At 38.1% G+C, this 19936-nt stretch carries 20 protein-coding genes; 9 read left to right on the forward strand and 11 right to left on the reverse strand.

Annotated features, from left to right (window positions below; all coding sequences use genetic code 11):
* Window positions 1-92: 92 nt before the first annotated feature.
* From AC1M9L_RS03125 to AC1M9L_RS03150, 6 genes are all read right to left on the reverse strand, one after another.
* The gene (locus tag AC1M9L_RS03125) at window positions 93-2957 is read right to left on the reverse strand and encodes an EAL domain-containing protein (RefSeq protein ID WP_481591307.1); all 2865 of its coding nucleotides are present in this window, start codon (window positions 2955-2957) and stop codon (window positions 93-95) included.
* 169 nt (window positions 2958-3126) lie between these two features.
* Complete coding sequence (locus tag AC1M9L_RS03130) at window positions 3127-3837, reverse strand: 16S rRNA (uracil(1498)-N(3))-methyltransferase (RefSeq protein ID WP_481591308.1); 711 nt, start codon at window positions 3835-3837, stop codon at window positions 3127-3129.
* Between the two features lie 100 nt (window positions 3838-3937).
* Window positions 3938-4774: a methylenetetrahydrofolate reductase [NAD(P)H] gene (gene metF / locus AC1M9L_RS03135; protein WP_035266512.1), complete on the reverse strand. Its 837-nt coding sequence runs from the start codon at window positions 4772-4774 to the stop codon at window positions 3938-3940.
* A gap of 76 nt (window positions 4775-4850) precedes the next feature.
* Window positions 4851-6233: an adenosylhomocysteinase gene (ahcY, locus tag AC1M9L_RS03140; RefSeq protein ID WP_481588499.1), complete on the reverse strand. Its 1383-nt coding sequence runs from the start codon at window positions 6231-6233 to the stop codon at window positions 4851-4853.
* A 212-nt stretch (window positions 6234-6445) separates the two neighbouring features.
* Window positions 6446-6688, reverse strand: a complete 243-nt coding sequence (locus tag AC1M9L_RS03145) for a DUF6500 family protein (protein WP_481591343.1) — start codon at window positions 6686-6688, stop codon at window positions 6446-6448.
* Between the two features lie 47 nt (window positions 6689-6735).
* Window positions 6736-7230, reverse strand: coding sequence for a DUF2938 family protein (locus AC1M9L_RS03150; RefSeq protein ID WP_481591309.1), 495 nt, complete (start codon window positions 7228-7230; stop codon window positions 6736-6738).
* 71 nt (window positions 7231-7301) lie between these two features.
* Here AC1M9L_RS03150 and AC1M9L_RS03155 point away from each other — a divergent pair, with 71 nt between their 5' ends.
* Together AC1M9L_RS03155 and AC1M9L_RS03160 are read left to right on the forward strand one after the other, a co-directional pair.
* Window positions 7302-7679 carry a MerR family transcriptional regulator gene (locus tag AC1M9L_RS03155; RefSeq protein ID WP_092766006.1) on the forward strand — a complete coding sequence of 126 codons (378 nt, stop codon included), beginning with the start codon at window positions 7302-7304 and terminating at the stop codon, window positions 7677-7679.
* A gap of 84 nt (window positions 7680-7763) precedes the next feature.
* Complete coding sequence (locus tag AC1M9L_RS03160; RefSeq protein WP_481591310.1) at window positions 7764-8267, forward strand: cysteine peptidase family C39 domain-containing protein; 504 nt, start codon at window positions 7764-7766, stop codon at window positions 8265-8267.
* A gap of 116 nt (window positions 8268-8383) precedes the next feature.
* Here the strand turns inward: AC1M9L_RS03160 and AC1M9L_RS03165 are convergent, their stop codons facing one another.
* Window positions 8384-8896, reverse strand: a complete 513-nt coding sequence (locus tag AC1M9L_RS03165; protein ID WP_035265647.1) for a tetratricopeptide repeat protein — start codon at window positions 8894-8896, stop codon at window positions 8384-8386.
* A 292-nt stretch (window positions 8897-9188) separates the two neighbouring features.
* On the opposite strand from AC1M9L_RS03165, the gene AC1M9L_RS03170 reads away from it, so the two are divergent.
* A complete protein-coding gene (locus AC1M9L_RS03170) occupies window positions 9189-10787 on the forward strand; it encodes a bifunctional 3-(3-hydroxy-phenyl)propionate/3-hydroxycinnamic acid hydroxylase (protein WP_481591311.1) in 1599 nt (532 codons plus the stop codon).
* A gap of 76 nt (window positions 10788-10863) precedes the next feature.
* On the opposite strand, the gene AC1M9L_RS03175 is transcribed toward AC1M9L_RS03170, so the two are convergent.
* From AC1M9L_RS03175 to AC1M9L_RS03190, 4 genes are all read right to left on the reverse strand, one after another.
* Window positions 10864-11757: a LysR substrate-binding domain-containing protein gene (locus AC1M9L_RS03175; RefSeq protein WP_481591312.1), complete on the reverse strand. Its 894-nt coding sequence runs from the start codon at window positions 11755-11757 to the stop codon at window positions 10864-10866.
* A gap of 153 nt (window positions 11758-11910) precedes the next feature.
* Window positions 11911-12249, reverse strand: a complete 339-nt coding sequence (locus AC1M9L_RS03180) for a DUF3325 domain-containing protein (RefSeq protein WP_092766011.1) — start codon at window positions 12247-12249, stop codon at window positions 11911-11913.
* Between the two features lie 5 nt (window positions 12250-12254).
* Window positions 12255-14033 carry a PepSY-associated TM helix domain-containing protein gene (locus tag AC1M9L_RS03185; protein WP_481591313.1) on the reverse strand — a complete coding sequence of 593 codons (1779 nt, stop codon included), beginning with the start codon at window positions 14031-14033 and terminating at the stop codon, window positions 12255-12257.
* Window positions 14034-14036: 3 nt separating this feature from the next.
* Entirely contained in the window at window positions 14037-14390 is a 354-nt protein-coding gene (locus AC1M9L_RS03190; protein ID WP_481591314.1) for a hypothetical protein, read from the reverse strand.
* A 168-nt stretch (window positions 14391-14558) separates the two neighbouring features.
* Here AC1M9L_RS03190 and rutD point away from each other — a divergent pair, with 168 nt between their 5' ends.
* From rutD to rutG, 6 genes are all read left to right on the forward strand, one after another.
* Window positions 14559-15353 (forward strand): pyrimidine utilization protein D, encoded by a 795-nt coding sequence (gene rutD, locus AC1M9L_RS03195; RefSeq protein WP_481591315.1) that lies wholly within the window; start codon window positions 14559-14561, stop codon window positions 15351-15353.
* A 301-nt stretch (window positions 15354-15654) separates the two neighbouring features.
* A complete protein-coding gene (rutA, locus tag AC1M9L_RS03200; RefSeq protein WP_481591316.1) occupies window positions 15655-16767 on the forward strand; it encodes a pyrimidine utilization protein A in 1113 nt (370 codons plus the stop codon).
* Window positions 16764-17513, forward strand: coding sequence for a pyrimidine utilization protein B (rutB, locus tag AC1M9L_RS03205; RefSeq protein ID WP_035265662.1), 750 nt, complete (start codon window positions 16764-16766; stop codon window positions 17511-17513). Before rutA ends, rutB begins: the two co-directional genes overlap by 4 nt.
* A gap of 33 nt (window positions 17514-17546) precedes the next feature.
* Entirely contained in the window at window positions 17547-17927 is a 381-nt protein-coding gene (rutC, locus tag AC1M9L_RS03210) for a pyrimidine utilization protein C (RefSeq protein ID WP_481591317.1), read from the forward strand.
* Window positions 17928-17997: 70 nt separating this feature from the next.
* Entirely contained in the window at window positions 17998-18537 is a 540-nt protein-coding gene (gene rutF, locus AC1M9L_RS03215) for an NADH-dependent FMN reductase RutF (protein WP_257219888.1), read from the forward strand.
* Window positions 18538-18565: 28 nt separating this feature from the next.
* Window positions 18566-19936: a pyrimidine utilization transport protein G gene (gene rutG / locus AC1M9L_RS03220; protein WP_481591318.1), complete on the forward strand. Its 1371-nt coding sequence runs from the start codon at window positions 18566-18568 to the stop codon at window positions 19934-19936.

The following is a 19936-nucleotide window of genomic DNA, read 5'->3' on the forward strand; positions in this document are numbered from 1 at the left end:
TTGGTTATATCGGTTCGAATATACCACTAGTTGCACATTGATCACAGTTAAAAGTCGAAATTTCATACATATTTAGGACTTTGGTCTAGCCTTTATTTAATTTTTGAGAATTGATATTCATTTTGCAGAAATTGAGTGCTATCAGCGCTATTTAATGGTCTCGAAAAATAATAACCTTGGAAATAATCACAACCTTGTTTTTTTAAATATTCAATTTGCTCGATATCCTCAACACCTTCAGCAACTAATTTCATCCCCATCGTTTTCCCCATTGAAATAATTGCATCGACAATAGCATTATTTTTACGAGTGCCAATCTTTGAAATAAAGGCGCGATCAATCTTGAGTGTATCAATAGGATAGTCGGCAAGATATGCAAGTGAAGAATAGCCTGTTCCAAAGTCATCTAAGGCAATTGAGAAATTTTTATCCTTAATTTGGTCTAACAAATCAAAAACATGAGATGATTTATCTAACAATGATGACTCGGTAAGTTCAAACTCTATAAACTCCGGTTTGAGTGAGTATTTAAGCACGGCTTGATCAATAAAATTGAGAAATTCCCCACGATGGATCTGTTGCGCCACGACATTAATAGAAATTTGTAACTTATCAAAACCTAATTCATGCCATATTTTAAGTTGCTTACATGTCTGGAAAATAACAAATTTTCCGATATCTGAGATCAGACTAGTCATTTCAGCAATCGGTATAAAACGATCTGGCATGATGATGCCGTACTTTGGATGATTCCAGCGGATTAACGCTTCAAAGCCGCTCACTTGCATCGTTTTACTTTCTATCTTAGGTTGATAGTAAATTTCTAAGTCCTGATTTTTTATAGCAAGTCGTAAATCTCTTTCGAGCTCAATATCACTGCCAAAAATGGATTCAGGCTTGTTGTCATAATAATAGGCTGTGCTGCCCCCTAGTTTTTTTGCTTCTGTTAAAGCGCTTTCCGCGTGACTATTTAAGCTACCAATTTGTCTACCATGATTGGGGTAAATTGCGATACCCAGTGAGACATGAATCATGTGTTCTTGCCCATCGATGATAAAGGGTATTTCAAAGGCCTCAAGGATCTGATCGACGACTTGTTGGATCGTGTAATGACTATGATTTAAGTTGTAAATCATAGCAAAGTCATCATTATTTAAATATGAAATCAGAACAGCTTTAGAACAGGTATATTTCAGTCTTCGGGAAACTTCTTTGAGAACTTCATCTCCAGTTTGATGATTAATAAACTCATTAAAATGTCTAAATCGATCAATGTTAAGACGAATAATAGAAAAATGGCTCAGAATTTTAGATTTACTAATTAGATACTGGTGTAACTGTAAATTAAAATAAACACGGTTAGGTAAATCTGTAAGTAGATCGTAATTCTCTAAGTAGGCCATTCTTTCAAGATTTTGTTTCCGTTCAGTCAAATCTGAAATGATGCCTACATAATTTAAAATTCTATTTTTATCATCACGAACTGCATTGATATGCAGCCACAAGGTTAATATCTTTCCTGAAATAAATTCTTCTGTGACCTCAGCATCATATTGTCCGGTGAGTAACACCGTTTGAGTTATATCGGCGTGATGTTGGCTGAGTTGGGATGTGGAAGATTTGGTAATATCAAAGATGTGTTTTGAGATAATATCCTGCGGTGGGATGTTGACCAATTCACTAAAATAAGGATTAACTTCTAAAAAACACAAGTTATTGTCTAAAACGAAAACTCCTTGGGCCACTTGATTAAATACATTCGAAGCTAATTTCAATTTTTCTTGTGCTTTTTTTTCACTTTCAATGTCTTGGAAAATACCCACCATTTTAAGAGGTTTATTATTTTCAGGATCACGTGTAATAACTCGACCAATATCTTTAATCCAGAACCACTGATCTTTTACTTTAGTTCTATAATGTGCTTCAAAACGTTCAGTATTTCCTCTTAAATGTTTACGGAGCTCTTTACGATAATTTTCTTGATCTTCTGGGTGAATAAACTCGTTAATTTGATCAGTTGCACTTTGGTAATGTAAAACCTGATTACCATATTTAATGCCTGAAATTTCAATGGTTCTTTTCTCAATATTCCATAGCCAAGATGAAATTCCAGCAGTTTCATGCGCAAAATCAAGGTTAGCTTGATGGTGCTGCAGTCGATCGTTGATCTTATTAATATCGTAGGTTCGTTCAATTACTTTTTGTTCGAGTAATTGATTATGCATTTGTAATTGGCTTTCAATTTCTTTGGATTTTTCAATCTCATTTTTTAGCTTTTCTTGGAGAAGTGATGACTCCATAAGATGTTTTCTAGATTCAGATAAATAGAATTTATTGTGACTATTTAATATTCCAAGACGGCGGTACATCTTATGGGTAAGGAGAGCGCAAATAAGTAATACACCAAACCAAATATTAAAGATTAAACTAAAAACATCAGGAGTATTATCTAAAAAAAGGAAATTGGAGAGGACTATGGCCGAAGCTGAAGGCAAAAAAACATAAAGGAAGTATCTTAACCGCTGTGATAAAAATACAATAGCAAAAGTATAAACAATAGATAACATTAACCCAGCTAAAGTCAACATATGTATATCTTTGACTTCTGGATTATGTTCGGGGATAAGCTGTAATACAGTATAAATACCAATAGCTAGACCAGCTCCAGTAATTAAGCAAACCAATTGTGCCCACATGTCTAAGTTAAAAATACTAATTTGATTAGATTTTTTAAAAAAGAGGGTAAAGCAAAAACAGATTAAAAGAATGGCGGTAAATATAATGAGCCAAATGGTATAAGGTATTGAAAAGCTTTTGAAATAAAAGAAGTAAATAAGTTGATTATAGATGCAGGCAAAGAGCACCCACGCTAAAAAAAAATGCAAATTAGAAGTCGCACTTTTGATCTGGCTATCGAGTACAGAGTTGGAAACATGCTCTCCCTGAACTTCACTCATAACTGGCAATACCTTAATTTTCTTTCTACTTTATTTGTATTATTTTTGAGTACGAACTTAAAAAAATATAAATTTAGCGCGACAACTCTTTTCTCCTTAAAGTACTGTCTAATTGGAAGAAAATCAATTCTATTGTGAGTTAAATCACGGAATTTTGAGAAAATATTTATTAAAATTTGTAATTTAAGATCGATAAAGCAACCACTGGTGCAGTTTCTGTACGTAAAACACGTTCACCAATACACCAATTGATAAATCCATGCTGATTTGCAGATTGGATTTCAGCTTCACTTAATCCACCTTCTGGACCAATGAGTAGCGTTATATTTGAGGAGGCATCATTTAACACATCGACCTCATCTTTATTGGGGGCTAAGACTAATTTCGTTTCAGGGAGTGTGCTATTTAACCATTGTGCCAAAGGGAGTGGAGCTAATATTTTTGGAACAATATTCATTCCACACTGCTCGCAAGCTGCAATTGCTACACCTTGCCAATGATCAAGTTTTTTCTGATCACGGTCGTACTTTAAACGCATTTCGCAACGTTCAGAGGTGAGAAGTTGAATTTCAGATACGCCTAACTCAACCGCTTTTTGAATAGCATAATCCATGCGGTCACCTTTACTCATTACTTGACCAAGTAAGGCATTAAAGTTTGGTGTGCGATTGGCTGGGTTAAATTCTTGAACTAGAACCGAGGCTGTTTTTTTATTGGCTTCAGTTAATTCAACTTGATATTCGCCACCTTGACCATTAAACAAGGTCGCTTTTTCACCGACTTGTGCACGTAAAACTTTGACCCAATGATGAAATACAGTTTCAGTCAGTTCAACTGTTGTATTTACATTAAGTTCTGCTTCAATAAAAAAACGAGGCATGTGCATTACTCTAAAATCGGTAAAATAAAAACTTCTTTTATCTTCAGTCCTTACATCAAATAAATTGAACCTAAGCTGTCGATAAAAGAAGTCAGGAGACTTATGCTAGACCGAGGTCTTTTACAAGTTGACGAGTTGGATCAGTGGTGTTCATCGTATAAAAATGCAGACTTGGTGCACCACCAGCAATGAGGCGTTCACATAGCTTTACAATCACTTCATGACCAAAGGCTTTGATTGATGCAGTATCATCACCATAGGCTGCCAGTTGCTTACGAATCCAACGAGGGATTTCAGCACCTGTACCATCTGCAAAGCGAATTAAGTTGCTTGCATTGGTAATTGGCATAATGCCAGGTGCCACAGGAATATTCACACCTTCTTTTTGAATGCGCTCTACAAAGTAAAAATACGCATCTGGATTAAAGAAGAATTGAGTTAAGGCTGCATTTGCACCTGCATTGGCTTTCTCACAAAAGCGTTTAATGTCTAAATCAAAGCTATCTGCTTGTGGGTGCATTTCAGGGTAAGCTGCAACTTCAATCTGGAAGTGGTCACCCGAATGTTCACGGATAAAGCGTACTAAATCCTGAGCATACGGTAATTCACCTAAGCCAACTTGACCGGAAGGTAAGTCACCGCGTAGTGCAACAATACGGTCAATCCCTTGAGATTTATATAAATCTAAAAGTTCAGCGATACGTTCTTTACTATCACCAATACAAGAGAGGTGAGGAGCAACAGGCGTGCCTTTGCCATTAAAATCAGCTAAAGTCGAAAGTGTACGTTCACGTGTAGAACCACCTGCACCATAAGTCACAGAGAAAAACTCTGGATTCAGCAACTGCAGTTCTTGGTGAACAACTTTAAGTTTTTCCGCACCTGCATCAGTTTTGGTTGGGAAAAACTCAAAAGAAATTGGAATCTGTTTAGACATGTTCAAATCCTTTGTACTTATTTCAGCAAAATAGAATTCAAAGAAAAGCAGGCTGTTCAGCCTGCTTGTTCAAAGATTAGTATTTATAAGCGTCAGATTTGAATGGACCTTCAACAGCAACCCCAAGGTAGTCCGCTTGTTCTTGAGTTAATTGAGTCAGAACACCACCGAAACCTGCAACCATTGCTGCAGCAACTTCTTCATCTAATTTCTTAGGAAGAAGTTCAACACGAATCGCTGCTTGTTTTTGATCTTCAGGAAGATCAGCAAATTTCTCTGCGAACAAGTGCATTTGACCTAAAACTTGGTTCGCAAAAGAACCATCCATCACGCGTGATGGGTGACCAGTTGCATTGCCAAGATTTACTAAGCGACCTTCAGAAAGAAGAATGAGGTAATCATTTTCATTTTCTGAACGATATACTTGGTGAACTTGTGGTTTAACTTCAACCCATTTATAACCACGTAAGTAGTTGGTATCGATTTCAGTGTCAAAGTGACCGATATTACAAACTACTGCACCTGCTTTTAATGTATCAAGCATTGCAGCGTCACAAACGTGGTAGTTACCAGTCGTTGTTACGATTAAGTCAGTATTTTGAAGAAGGTCAGCGTTAACGTCTTCTTTTTTACCTGTTTGTACGCCATTCTTGTATGGAGAAACTACTTCGTAACCGTCCATGCAGGCTTGCATTGCACAGATTGGATCGATTTCAGAAACACGTACGATCATGCCTTCTTGACGAAGCGATTGCGCAGAACCTTTACCTACATCACCGTAACCAATTACAAGTGCACGACGACCAGATAACAGCATGTCAGTTGCACGTTTGATGGCATCGTTTAGAGAGTGACGGCAACCGTATTTGTTGTCGTTTTTAGATTTAGTGACTGAATCGTTAACGTTGATCGCAGGCACTTTCAATGAACCGTCTTTCCACATTTCGAGAAGACGTTGAACACCTGTTGTTGTTTCTTCAGTAATACCGTGAATTTTTGCGAGTACTTCTGGGTATTTTTCATGAACAAGCGCAGTTAAGTCACCACCGTCGTCCAGAATCATGTTGGCATCCCAAGGCGTACCATTTACATTAATTTGTTGTTCAAGACACCACATGTATTCTTCTTCAGTTTCGCCTTTCCAAGCAAATACTGGAACACCAGAAGCTGCAATAGCTGCCGCAGCGTGGTCTTGAGTTGAGAAAATGTTGCAAGATGTCCAACGAACTTCAGCACCAAGCTCTACCAAAGTTTCGATAAGAACAGCTGTTTGGATTGTCATGTGGATACAACCCAAAATTTTAGCACCAGCAAGTGGTTTAGCCGCAGAGTAACGCTTACGCAGACCCATAAGGGCTGGCATTTCAGCTTCTGCAAGTTTGATTTCTTTACGGCCGTAGTCAGCAAGTGAAATATCGGCAACTTTATAATCTGTAAATGAAGCATTAACCGCGTTCATCACGATCTCCTTATAAAAAACAAAAATTGATCATTATGTTCGCGGATGCCGTTGTTGGTCCATCTGAGCAGATTGACCGATCGTCGAGCCTGGCGCTTTTACATTTTGTACTTGTAAAACGTCGCAGCATCCCTCGACTAGGGCAGTATTGTACTTATAAACTTGCGAATTTCCAATGTTAAGTTGGTTATTGGTGATTCAAAGTATTTCAATTAAATCGCGTCAACTTCAGATTCCGATGATATTAGAGATTTTATTTTCTGTGCTTTTTCAAAGTGGTCAAGTTTATGTTTCATGATCCACCAATGAGCTACTTCCATGAGTGCATCGGGGTCATTATTTTTATTTGAAAAGAAAGCATAAAATGACAAACCTACAGATTCTCCCTTCCGATCGATTTTTTCATCACAAATTCGAATAATTTTGTCTTTGATTGATTTATTTTGGCAACGTATTAGAAATTTAATTTAAAATTTTTATCATTCAATCTATCAAGCTTTCATTAGTGTAATGTTGAGAAAATGTAGGATTGAATAATTTGGGCTATAAATAAACCGATTCCGAAGTTTAAATGTGCCACTAAGCTATTTTTTATGCTGATCCATTGATTGGGCGTTTTACTCGCAAAGAAACCAAATCCAAGAATAGGTTGCATCACCAAAAATGGGATAATAGCAGTTGAAAGTCCAAATAAAATAGAAGATATAAAAGCTTCCAAAGTAGTATGTGAATTATCGATATAAGTATAAATTAAAGCGAAAAAAATACCGGTTATATAATGAAATACCCAACCCGTAATGTATTCAAATTTGTGTACAGGGGCTTCGGTAATATTTCTGTATACGTATTTTTTATTTTTAACTAAAAAGAAAAACCTACCCAAATAAGCATAGTTAAATGAGGGGATTTTAAAAATCATCGCTCTTGCCCAACCTAAAAAATCCATAATTAAAGTAGCGCTTAGGCCTAAAGCTAAAATGTAAATTAAAATATTCATGAAAGGATGACTCTCTAATTTAAGTCATGCTAGTGTGCAACTTAAAGCTAACTTGAAGTCAAGGTGCATTAATGGAAATAGATATAGGTGATCTAGCTGATCGGACAAATACTTCAACTGCCACGATTAGGTTTTATGAATCAAAAGGACTTATTCGATCTATTGGAAGGAAAGGGCTTAGAAGACAGTATTCATCCCGAGCAATACAGAATATCTCATTAATCAAGATCTTCCAAAATGGTGGTATGACGCTGAGCCAAATTAAAAATATGGCAATTGATCATGAAAAAATTAAAATTAAAAGAGATCAAGTTAGGGAAGCAAAAAACGAAATCAAAGATAAAATTGAGACTTTAAATAACTTACTCTTAATTTTGACACACGTTGAAAAATGTCCATACGATGACCATTTACAATGTCCAGACTTTTTGAAACTTTTAGATGAGTGAGCTTGAATTTTGTATTTAATTTCTTAAATTTTGAAGAAGATTATTTGTTATAATTGATAGCTCAATAAATAATATATATTTTTGATGGAAATTCCCGAAGAACTCGCCAATCTAGAAGCCAATGCTGGTATTTATGCCGTATGGATGCTCTTTCAACATCTTGGGTTAGACCCAGATATTGAACAACTTAAAGAAGTGTGTGGTTATGTAGAGGGTGATGGAACGACCACGATCGGTCTAGCTGTGGGACTTAAAAAATTTGGCTTAGATGTGGAATTTACCACAGATGAAGACAATGCACTTCAAGAGCAAGAAAAGCTAAGTTATTTAGAAGCTGAAAAACTTGCGCTAAAAATATCCCCCGCAATCAGCTATCAAGATATTCAAATCGCATTTGATGCCAATAAGTTTGTGATCGTGTATTACGATACTTTAGAAGGCATTGGTAATCATTCATTGGTATATGACATCAATGAAGAAGAAATCTGCTTTTTTGATAGCTTTGAAGCAATGCCGAAAAAAGTATTTGAACAGCAAAGGGCAGTAGATGGGATTTGTAGACAAGCCATCATCGCTGAAGTTAATTAATATCTTAAAGTATGTTGCTATTTTAAGGTATGTTATAGTTTAAAAAGATCTAAAGTAGCTCAATAAAAAGCCTTCAATCATGAAGGCTTTTTGATGCAAAGAAAACGTGATTTCTCTTAAGTGCTTGATTGAGCCTTTTCCTGCCAATAATCAGCTTTTTCCTCGTTTACATCCACACCTAAACCATGTGCATAGATGGCAGATAAATCACGCATTGCTTGAGTATCACCAAGTTCAGCGGCTTGAGTCACCAATTCAACAGATTTTTGTACATCTTTTTCGACCACATTACCACGACGGTAATAACCTGCGAGCTCTAAAATCGCAGCAGCATGTTGATGTTTACTTGCTTGCGTGAGCCAGTTAAAACCGTACTCAAAGTTTAGTTTTGCATCTTCAGGATCTTCTTCTAAAACTTCTTTCGCATAATGGGTATAACCTTCCCCTAACCAGTACATCGCTTCGACATGACCCAATTGACCAGCACGTAAAGCCCATTCTTCTGCAAGCGCAATGTCTTCATCGTGTTCACTCGTCATATAAAGTTCAGCAAGTTCAAATTGAGCAGCGGCATTACCTGCATGAGCACGATTTTCGAGAGCAATCGGGACGGTAACACGTTTCGTCATAGTGGGATTCCATGGCTTCAAAGCGAAGCAAAAAAATATTAAATTACTCCCTTATTATACTGTAAAACTGATCCAAAGCTTGAATAGTATGATTTGAGCATATTCACTGAGATATTTTGTAGATGAATTACAAATTCAACCATAGGTAAAAACTATAGATGTGCGACATAAATTAAGGTTTTTTGATGGAATTGAAGTAAAAGTGACAATTTCTTAAATTTCATAAGACCTTAGCATAACTTTTTCCTATGCTGAAAATCCTCTCTAATGCGAATATTAGAGGAGATTGACCATGTCACAGACCAACACTTATTCAGCAGATGTGATCGTACTTGGTGCAGGCCCAGTCGGTTTAACGATGGCGAACGGCCTTGGCCTTGCGGGCTTAAAAGTAAAAGTGATTGAACAGCTCGATCAATTGATTGATTATCCTCGTGCAATTGGTATTGATGATGAATCTCTAAGAACAATGCAATCGATTGGTTTGATCAACAAAGTATTGCCGCATACCACTCCCGATCATGCGATGCGTTTTCTTACGCCTTCAGGCCGTTGTTTTGCAGATATTCAACCTAAAACACGTGAGTTTGGTTTCCCTCGTCGTAACGCATTCGTACAACCTTATGTTGATGCAGAATTATTGGAAGGTTTAGAACGTTTTGATGATGTGGAAGTACTTTTTTCTCGTCAACTTCAAAGTTTTAAGCAGACTGAAGATCAAGTTGAAGTTCAAATCCAAAATAAAGATAAAACAATTGAATATATAACTGCAAAGTATCTTGTGGCATGTGATGGTGGTAATAGCTACGTTCGCCGTATGTTGAATATTCCTTTTGAAGGTAAAACTGCACCAAACCAATGGATTGTTGTCGATATTGCAAACGATCCATTGGCGACACCACATATTTACTTATGTTGTGATCCAGTACGTCCATATGTGTCAGCGGCTTTACCACATGGTATCCGTCGTTTTGAATTTATGGTGATGCCAGGGGAGACGCAAGAGCAACTTAGTCAACCTGAAAACATGGCTAAACTTTTATCCAAAGTATTACCAAACACTGAAAATATCGATGTGATCCGAAATCGTGTTTATACCCATAATGCACGTATTGCCAGTAGATTTAAAGAAGGGCGTATCTTACTTGCGGGAGATGCAGCGCACATTATGCCAGTATGGCAGGGACAGGGTTATAACAGTGGAATGCGTGATGCGTTCAATTTATCTTGGAAACTGGCTATGGTCGTACAAGGTAAAGTAGATGCTAAAGTTCTAGATTCTTATCAAGAAGAGCGTCATGATCATGCCAAAGCGATGATTGATTTATCTGTTACAGCAGGCCATGTGCTAGCTCCGCCTAAAAAATGGCAAGGTACTGCGCGTGATGCTATTTCATATGTTCTAAATTACATTAAACCAGTTAAACAATATTTGTTGGAAATGCGCTTTAAGCCAATGCCACAATATAAATCTGGTATTTTGGTTGGACAGGTCAATAAGACATCACCAATCGGTAAAATGTTTATTCAACCTAAAATGCAAGATAGCACAGGTCATGTGAAATTACTGGATGATTTTATTGGTCAAGGCTTTGCTATTATTGCTTGGGGAGTAGATCCGACTTGGGGACTCACACCAACAAGTATTCAAAAATGGAAAGCCTTGGGTGTGAAATTTATTAAAGTCGTTCCACCTGAACAATTGAAAACTGATGCTCATGATGATGAAATATTGACACTTGGGGATACAGAGCATGCGATTCGTGCGTGGTTTGGTCGCACTCAATACTCGATGGCATTTTTAAGACCAGATAAATTTGTGGCGGGCTTAAGTATTCCTCAGACGAGCGAAGAGCTCAGCCAAAAACTATTTGATAAACTTGGCGTTTAATCAAAAAGTTTAAGACTAATCTAAAAAAAACCTGCAAATTTGCAGGTTTTTTATTTTTAAAATAGCGTTCAAATTTTTAAAAAATATGACAATGAAAGTGTTGGCTAAGAATATTTTTGACAGTTTGCAAATGCTTACTTTGATCTTGCTTTCTGAAACTCAAATATAAGCTGATATTCGGTAAATCGATTTCAGTTGATTTAATTAAGACATTTTCACTGAGCAAGCTTTCAACATATTTTGGAACAATGGTCCAACCGACTTGCATCGCTACAAGATTAATATTCATTAAAATGTTACTCGAGTATTGAGCAACTTGAATAGATGTATTTAGAGCTTCAAAAATGTTTTGAATTTTTTGGAACAAAATCGGTGAGGCAGTTTCCTCGCTCATGATAAATTTTTGGGCAATTAAATCCTGTTTTGAAATACAGTCTAAATGCGCATGGGCTGAATGACGAGGAATCAGCAAGATCAGAGGCTCACTGAACAATTCGATAGAGGTAATATGCTCATCATCGATACATTGGCGAGTGAATGCGACATCAATTTTTTGATCACGAAGTGCTTGGATTTGATGTACACAGCTCAAACTATGAAATTGAATATCTAAATCAGGCTGTTGTGCACGAATAATAGGCATGACATAGGGAAAAATTTTCATTTCTGCCACAGGTAAAAAGCCAATATTTAATTTATTTCTCTTGGTATTCGCCATGATTTGAATCTTGTGTTTGGCATCTTGAGCAAGTTTCAAGATATGACGTGCATCTTTTAAAAAAGTTTCTCCTTCCTCTGTGAGCGATAAGCTTCTGCTTTTACGAATCAGCAGGGATGTACCTAACTCCGCTTCAAGATCTTTAATTTGCTGACTTAAAGAGGGCTGCGCTATAAAGAGTTTTTCTGCAGCACGCGTAAAATTAAGTTCTTCGGCAACTGAGACGAAATATTTCAAATGTCGAAGTTCCATGCGTACCGATCCTTAATCGCCATAATAAATGAGGTTGATTATACGTTTGAATTGCTAGAACTTCAGCATGATTCACGTTTAAAGCTAATTTAAGAAGAAAAAAACCGACCCATATTGAAATGAAATATGGGTCGGTTTTTATCAAGTAAAGTATTAAATGATTGAGAAGATCAAGCTAATGAATCCAATAAAGGATACGCCCAAAATGATTTTTTTTATTTGTGACTCAAAATAGGTCAGACAAAGTGCAACAAAAAGCGCAGCGAATGTCAGTACACCAACCCAATAACTCATCATATTACTGACTTGTCCTTTGCTCATGCAGAGGATAAGCCCTAACGACAGGAATCCCCATCCAACCATTGAGGCTATTTTCTGGTGTTTAATACTCAATGTTTGACCAAAAATTTGTTTTTGATGCTTTTGCATTGCACTGGCTAAACCTATAAAACCTAAAGTACAAACTGCCCAAATGAGGAGAAAAAAGCTCATGGTGATTACCCCTCTACCTTAGGTAAAACTTGACTCTTTTTTAATGGAGTTCCTTGATGATTTTGAACTTTGTAAAGTGCAAAATAAAAAACTACTGCTAAAACTAGCATCGCCAGATCGAACGAAGCGATAACCCATTGACCGTGAGCTATAGAACGCCATAAAGGTTGACCACCTGTGATAAAGTTTAAAAGCGGAAGTAAAGCAAAAAGCAGGGTAGCGAGACTCAGTAATTCAAGCCAAGCTTGGCGATGGGTGCGAAAAACAGCATAAACCAGTGTGAAGAGCCACACTATAAAGAATGTACGGATTTCCCAGTTTAAACGCATTTCCATATCAATAGGGATAAAACGGTTTGCATAAAAATAAGCTGCACAAGCAATTGGTAAGCCGATAATCGCAGCGATGTTGGTAATCTCGACCGTACGATACCCAAAGGATTTATAACCTTGTTTCGCTTGTTGAGGTGCACGTTTGACGCACCATAAAATTAATCCTGTTGCGACCATTAGCGTGCCAACGATACCAGAAAAAAAGAGTATCCAACGTAAGGCTAAATCAACTCCTCGTGCTTCATGTAGAACAGTGACAACATTGTAAATGCCATTGGGAATAGAAGGATTTTTGAGTTGAGCGGAATCATCTGTAATGTTTTGACCTGTCACACCATTGAAGTCTAAAGTTTCATATACGCCACGATGAGCGATACTTGCGCCGTGTAAAGCACGTAACTCAATGGTCGCCTTCGATGTATTTGGTGCTTTAATTGTGATCGAACCAATCGGATTGTTTTTCCACTTCGCTTCAGCTTGAGTGAGGATCGGAGCAATATCTGTAAGTGGTGCAGGTTCAGCTTTTCGATCTTGGTTGCGCGTACGTCGACTTTCACCTCGATTCTTTCTCTCACCATCCATGTTGTTAGTATGTTCATTTGATGCTGACTGCGTACCACGAGCCTCAATTTCTGTACGAGCATTCATCATTGAGCGCTGATTTCCTTGCGGTTGATCAGTACGAGTCTGCCCTTGTGGTTCTGCTGGATTTTGAATTAAGGATTTTCGTTGGTCTTGTAGAAAGGCGCCACGATTGTCATAAATTTGCTGTACCCCCCACGGCATGATGGTAAACAATAATAAAAGTAAACCACTAAAAGTGATCATGATATGAAAGGGAAGTGCGAATACAGCTGTTGCATTATGTGCGTCTAACCAAGAACGCTGTCCTTTACCTGTTCTAAAGGTAAAGAAATCTTTAAAGATTTTCTTATGGGTGATGATGCCACTAATAATTGCAACAAGCATAAACATAGTTGCTATGCCCACAATCCAACGTGACCATATACGTGGCATTCCGTATAATTCAAAATGGAAACGATACAGAAAACTACCACCACGGGTTTCACGTGCTTCTAATACTTCACCTGTGGCACTGTCAATCGTCACACGTTCACCACCGCGACGAGCATTGGGATCTTCTCCGACACTCCGGATATTCAGTGTGGTGTAATTTTGACGAGCATTGGGTAATTGAATTCCCCAGCTCCCTGCATCAGCATGATTATTCTGCAAATATTGCAGAGCCACTTGCGTCTGCTCAAGTTGAGATCGGCTTGGAATCGATTGGTGATACTCGGGTTTCATCCATGTGCTGATTTCTGCTTGGAAAAAACTCAAAGTACCGGTTACAAAGATGGCATACAGCAACCATCCTAGTATCAAACTAGCCCAAGTATGTAACCATGACATAGACTGGCGTGGGCCTTCAGCTTTGGCATCACTTCTCATGAATTAGTTCCCCATGATTTTATAGATGAGAAATAAAGCAAGGCTAGGTAAGACGATGCCCAGTGTAGCTTTTCTGGTTTTGTGAACCATAAAAACCCAAATAAACGCTGCACACTGTAAACAGAAAGCAATGAGCGTTGCTGACATCGCTGCGCTAGATTGATATGTGCTAAATGTTTGTGCAATCACGATAGCAGAGAGGGATGCAAGCAAATAACCTCCAATACCCGCCAATAAAAAACGATAGAGCACCATCAGGCGATAACTAATAGAAACTGATTGAGTAGTCTTACGAGTTTTTTTTACTTGATTCCCAAGTGTTAACTCGCCTGGTAGTTCGAATTCTGTACTGTTCATAAAAGTAAGAAAGTGTGAGTGTATGTAATTATTGTAAATGATAACAATTATTGTTTATCTTTAGAATTATAAATTTAGCATTTTAGAAATAAATTTTTTTATTGAATTAGCTTGGGCATGTTAATTGCAGAAGAGTTGTAGATATTTTTTTATCGATAGTTAAAATTTATGACGTATCAAGTTTTTTACTGCAAAGCTAATCCTGATGCTCAATTTGTGTTGTTATCTTCAGGGTTAGGAGGGCATGGACATTTTTGGCATCCTCAATTAGATATATTGACTCAATTTTTTCATGTCATTACATATGATCAACAAGGATGTCATGCAGATGCTGCATTACTAGCACCAACTTATTCAATGACCGATATGGCAATACAAGTGATACAGATTTTAGAGGATCTAAAGATCGATGAATTCCATTTTATCGGTCATGCTTTAGGTGGGCATATTGGAGCGGAGTTAGCCGTTTTAATTCAAAATACAAAATTGGAAATGTTGAGTTTGACCAGTATTAATGCGTGGGACTCACTAGATCCACATACGCTCAAATGTTTTGAAGCTCGAGAATCGTTATTACAAAATGCTGGTGCAGAGGCATATGTTAGAGCTCAAGCATTATTTCTTTATCCACCTGTATGGATCTCTGTTAATATCGATCAAATACAACAAGCAGAAAATAATCAACTCCGAAACTTTCCACCAAAAGAGAATGTACTGAGACGTCTGAAGGCTTTAAAGGAATTTAAAATAACGAATGAACATATCACCGCACTTCAACGAACTCCAATTCACTTGATTGCAAATCGTGATGATTTCTTGGTTCCAGTACATAAGACTCTTGATCTTCAGAAAAATTTTGTACATGCACAATGCTCAATTTTTGATGTAGGTGCACATGCTTCTACTGTGACTGAGCCAAATATCACTAATCAGGCACTTATTCAATTTCTTCGATCACTCTAGCATTTGAAACTTTTCAATTGCATATAAAAACCCACGATTGAGATCGTGGGTTTTTTAATTATTTTACCAAATGGTATTTTTTTGGAACATCTTGTGCACTTTTTTATGACGTTATTTAGGAGTAATGGGTATTGGGATTATGTGATTAATTTATCATAAGGTAAAATATAAGATTATTAAGTTGTTGTAATATATAATGAAATAATAATTGGCACATCATTTGCTAAATATCTAATACAAGCTCGAAAGCTTAATCCTACTAAATCAAATTTAACTGATCGTTAAATTAGGAGTGTTAGATATGAAAATTGGTGTCTTTTGTCCGATCGGAAATAATGGCTGGTTACTCTCAGAAAATGCTCCTCAATACAAACCAAGTTTTGAGTTAAATAAAAAAATTGTCCAACGCGCAGAGCATTACGGTTTTGACTTTGCATTGTCTATGATCAAGCTGCGTGGTTTCGGGGGTAAAACTGAGTTTTGGGATCACAACCTTGAAACTTTTACGCTTATGGCGGGTCTTGCTGCAGTCACCAGCAAAATAAAAATTTATGCAACAGCTGCGACGCTAGTGATGCCGCCTGCCATAGTTGCACGCATGGCATCTACGATTGATTCAATTTCGAATGGTCGTTTCGGCCTAAATGTCGTCACAGGTTGGCAAGCGCCAGAATATACCCAAATGGGCATGTGGCCCGGTGATGAATATTTCGGAAAGCGTTACGAATACTTATCTGAATACGTACAAATTCTGCGTGAATTATGGGCAACAGGTAAATCTGATTTTAAAGGTGACCATTTCCAAATGGATGATTGCCGAGTTAGCCCACGCCCGCAAGCAGAGATGAAAATTATCTGCGCTGGTCAATCGGATACAGGTTTGGAATTTTCTGCTCAACACGCTGATTACAATTTTGTTTTTGGTAAAGGGCTTAATACACCAACAGCATATGCAGAAATCAACGATCGTTTAAAAGCAAAAACAGATATTACGGGTCGTGATGTTCAAACCTACGTTTTGTTCATGATTATCGCTGCTGAAACAGACGAAGAAGCGATGGCGAAGTGGCAACATTATAACGATGGCGCTGATATTGAAGCGATCAACTGGTTAATGAATCAAGGCGGAAAGGATACTAAATCTGGTGCAGATACTAATATTCGTCAAATGGCTTCATCAGTATCACCAGTCAACATCAATATGGGGACGTTAGTGGGTTCTTACGAAACTATCGCAAAAATGCTAGATGAGATTAGCGAGGTAAAAGGAACTGAAGGCATTTTACTGACATTTGATGATTTTGTTAAAGGTGTTGAAAGTTTTGGACAACGGATTCAGCCGCTTATGAAATGTCGTGAACATGTTGTGGTTGAAGGAATGAGTTCAGAACCTGTGTTGGAGAAAATCGCATGAGTCATTTAGAAAATACCGTTGAAGCTGGATTTACTGCACAAGCGGGTACGGGTGTAAAACTCAAAGCCGAACCGGAAAATATTGTGCTTGCACCTGAGCAAACAGCATTAATCGTGATTGATATGCAAAATGCGTATACGTCAAAAGGTGGTTATTTAGATCTTGCTGGGTTTGATGTGTCGACGACAAAACCTGTGGTTGAAAATATTAAAAAGGCAGTTTCTGCAGCACATGATGCTGGTATTCAAGTGATCTATTTCAAAAACGGTTGGGATAATCAATATCGTGAAGCAGGTGGTATTGATTCACCAAACTTTCATAAATCAAATGCACTGAAGACCATGCGTAAGCGTCCTGAGCTACAAGGCAAATTGTTAGCAAAAGGGGATTGGGATTTTGAGTTGATTGATGAGTTGGTGCCAGCTCCTCAAGATATTGTGATTGAAAAGCCTCGTTATAGTGGATTCTTTAACACAGCGCTAGACAGCATGCTCAGAGTGCGTGGAATTCGTAATTTGGTTTTTGTTGGTATCGCGACCAATGTATGCGTTGAATCGACGCTCAGAGATGGCTTCTTTCTAGAATATTTTGGCGTGGCTTTAGACGATGCCTGTCATCAAGCAGGGCCAAAAGAAGCCCATGTCGCAAGTATGTACAACATAAAAACCTTCTTTGGATGGGTGTCGGATACAGAAAGTTTTGTCAGTAGTTTTGCAGATCAACCAACACTCGCTGAAAGCGCATAGATATTTATAAATTTTAAAATTAGGAAATAAGTCATGTCAAAAGAAGTCATTATTCCAGTGGGTTCAGGTAAGCCACTCGCACCGTATTCGCCAGCAACTAAAGCAGACAACATTGTCTATGTTTCAGGCACTTTGCCTTTTGATGAAAACAACAATGTAGTTCATGTTGGAGACGTAGCAGCACAGACACGCCATGTCCTTGAAACAATAAAGAAGGTCATCGAAACTGCTGGCGGAAAAATGTCAGACATTACTTTCAATCATATTTTTCTGACAGATTGGGCAAACTACGCTGCAATGAATGAAGTATATGCCGAATATTTTCCGAATGCAGAACCAGCTCGTTATTGTGTTCAAACAGGATTAGTCAAACCTGATGCACTCATCGAAATTGCTTCGATTGCTCATGTTTAATTTGAAAGCTTTCATCAACCTATTATGAGTCCCTCCCTGACTGTTTAGGCGATGAGGGATGGAGAACACTATGAATGCAAATGTGAAATCAATCAATTTACCCGAGGCAGTGAGTGCCACACTCAACATTGACCAACAGGTTTTTAGACAAGGAATGTCGAATTTAGGTGCAGCTGTCAATGTCATTACTACAGCTGGTCTAGCAGGAAAAGCTGGCTTCACAGCTTCAGCTGTATGTAGTGTGACAGATACGCCACCAACATTGCTGGTATGTCTAAATCGATCAGCATCAGTATTTGAAACATTTAAAAGTAATCAGGTTTTGTGTGTCAATACTTTAAGCAGTAGTCAAAAGCATTTATCGAATGTGTTTGGGGGTAAAACTCCAATGGCAGAACGTTTCGAAAAGGGGGACTGGTCAACATTAGTCACAGGTGCACCTATTTTAGAAGGTGCGCTAGTGAGTTTTGATTGTGAAGTCGTACAAAGTTTATCGGTAGGCAGTCATGATGTTTTGTTCTGCCATGTAAAGGGGATGAAACAGCAAGCGGGTGAAAAAGCCCTCATGTATTTTAACCGAGCATATTGCGAGCCAGTTCCAATGGTCTAAAACAGCATGCTTGATCAGGAGAAGGTCGATGAGCACAAAAGAAACATGGTTTCCAAAATTTAAACCTTTCCAAGGAAATCTAGACACGACCGCAGTTCAAGTAGATGAGTACTTGCCGCCAGGTAAAAGTATGGTATTGGGGCTGCAGCATGCATTTGCAATGTTTGGAGCAACAGTACTTGCCCCTTTACTGATGGGTTTCGATCCGAATCTTACAATGTTTATTACGGGTATTGGGACAATATTATTTTTCCTAATGACTGGGGGGCGTATGCCGAGCTATTTAGGCTCGAGCTTCGCTTTCATTGGAGCAGTCATTGCAGTCACTGGTTATACCGGTGTTGGCTTAAATCCAAACTTAGGCTTAGCACTTGGCGGTACCATTGCATGCGGTATTTTGTACGCCTTGATCGGTTTGATCGTGATGAAAACTGGCACAGCATGGATTGAAAAATTGATGCCACCAATTGTGACTGGAGCAATTGTGATGATCATTGGTTTGCATTTAGCGCCAGTGGCGATCAAAAGTGTCTCTGCTAATCAGTTTGATTCATGGATGGCTCTAATCACGATTATTTGTATTAGTGTAATCGCCGTATTTACTAAGGGCATGATCCGTAGATTGTTATTGCTCATTGGCTTAGTGGCTTCTTACTTTATTTATTTTTTACTCACCAATGTTTTGGGTTTTGGTACAGCGATCGATTTTACTAAAGTCAGTGAGGCAGCTTGGTTCGGTTTACCTACTTTTCATGCGCCAGTGTTTGAATTTAATGCCATGCTGCTTATTGCTCCCGTAGCGATCATCTTAGTTGCAGAGAATCTAGGACATTTCAAAGCGGTATCTGCAATGACTGGACGTAATCTTTCACCATATATGGGACGAGGTTTCTTTGCAGATGGTGTATGTACGACCTTGTCTGCATCAGTGGGTGGAACAGGAATGACGACATATGCTGAGAACATTGGTGTGATGGCGGTAACCAAAATTTATGCGACCACCATATTTTTATTTGCTGGCGTATTTGCAATTTTGCTAGGTCTATCACCAAAATTTGGCGCGGTTATTAGTACGATTCCTGTCGCATTATTAGGGGGAGCTTCGATTGTTGTTTTCGGTCTGATTACAGTGGCCGGTGCTAAAATTTGGGTGGACAACCGCGTAGATTTTACCAAAAACAGTACTCTGTTGATTGCTGCTGTCACCTTAATTATGGGGACAGGCAATTATAGTTTACAAATTGGCCATTTTGATTTGGGTGGAATAGGGACTGCAACATTAGCGGCTATTTTATTGAATCTTTTCTTAAATCGAGAAGATAAGAATGCGCAAACAGTAGAGCTCGAAAACAAACCGCATTCAGCAGAAGCAACGGCACTCCCTAACACTCAAATTTAA

It is taken from the genome of Acinetobacter sp. ANC_7511 (assembly GCF_056779975.1).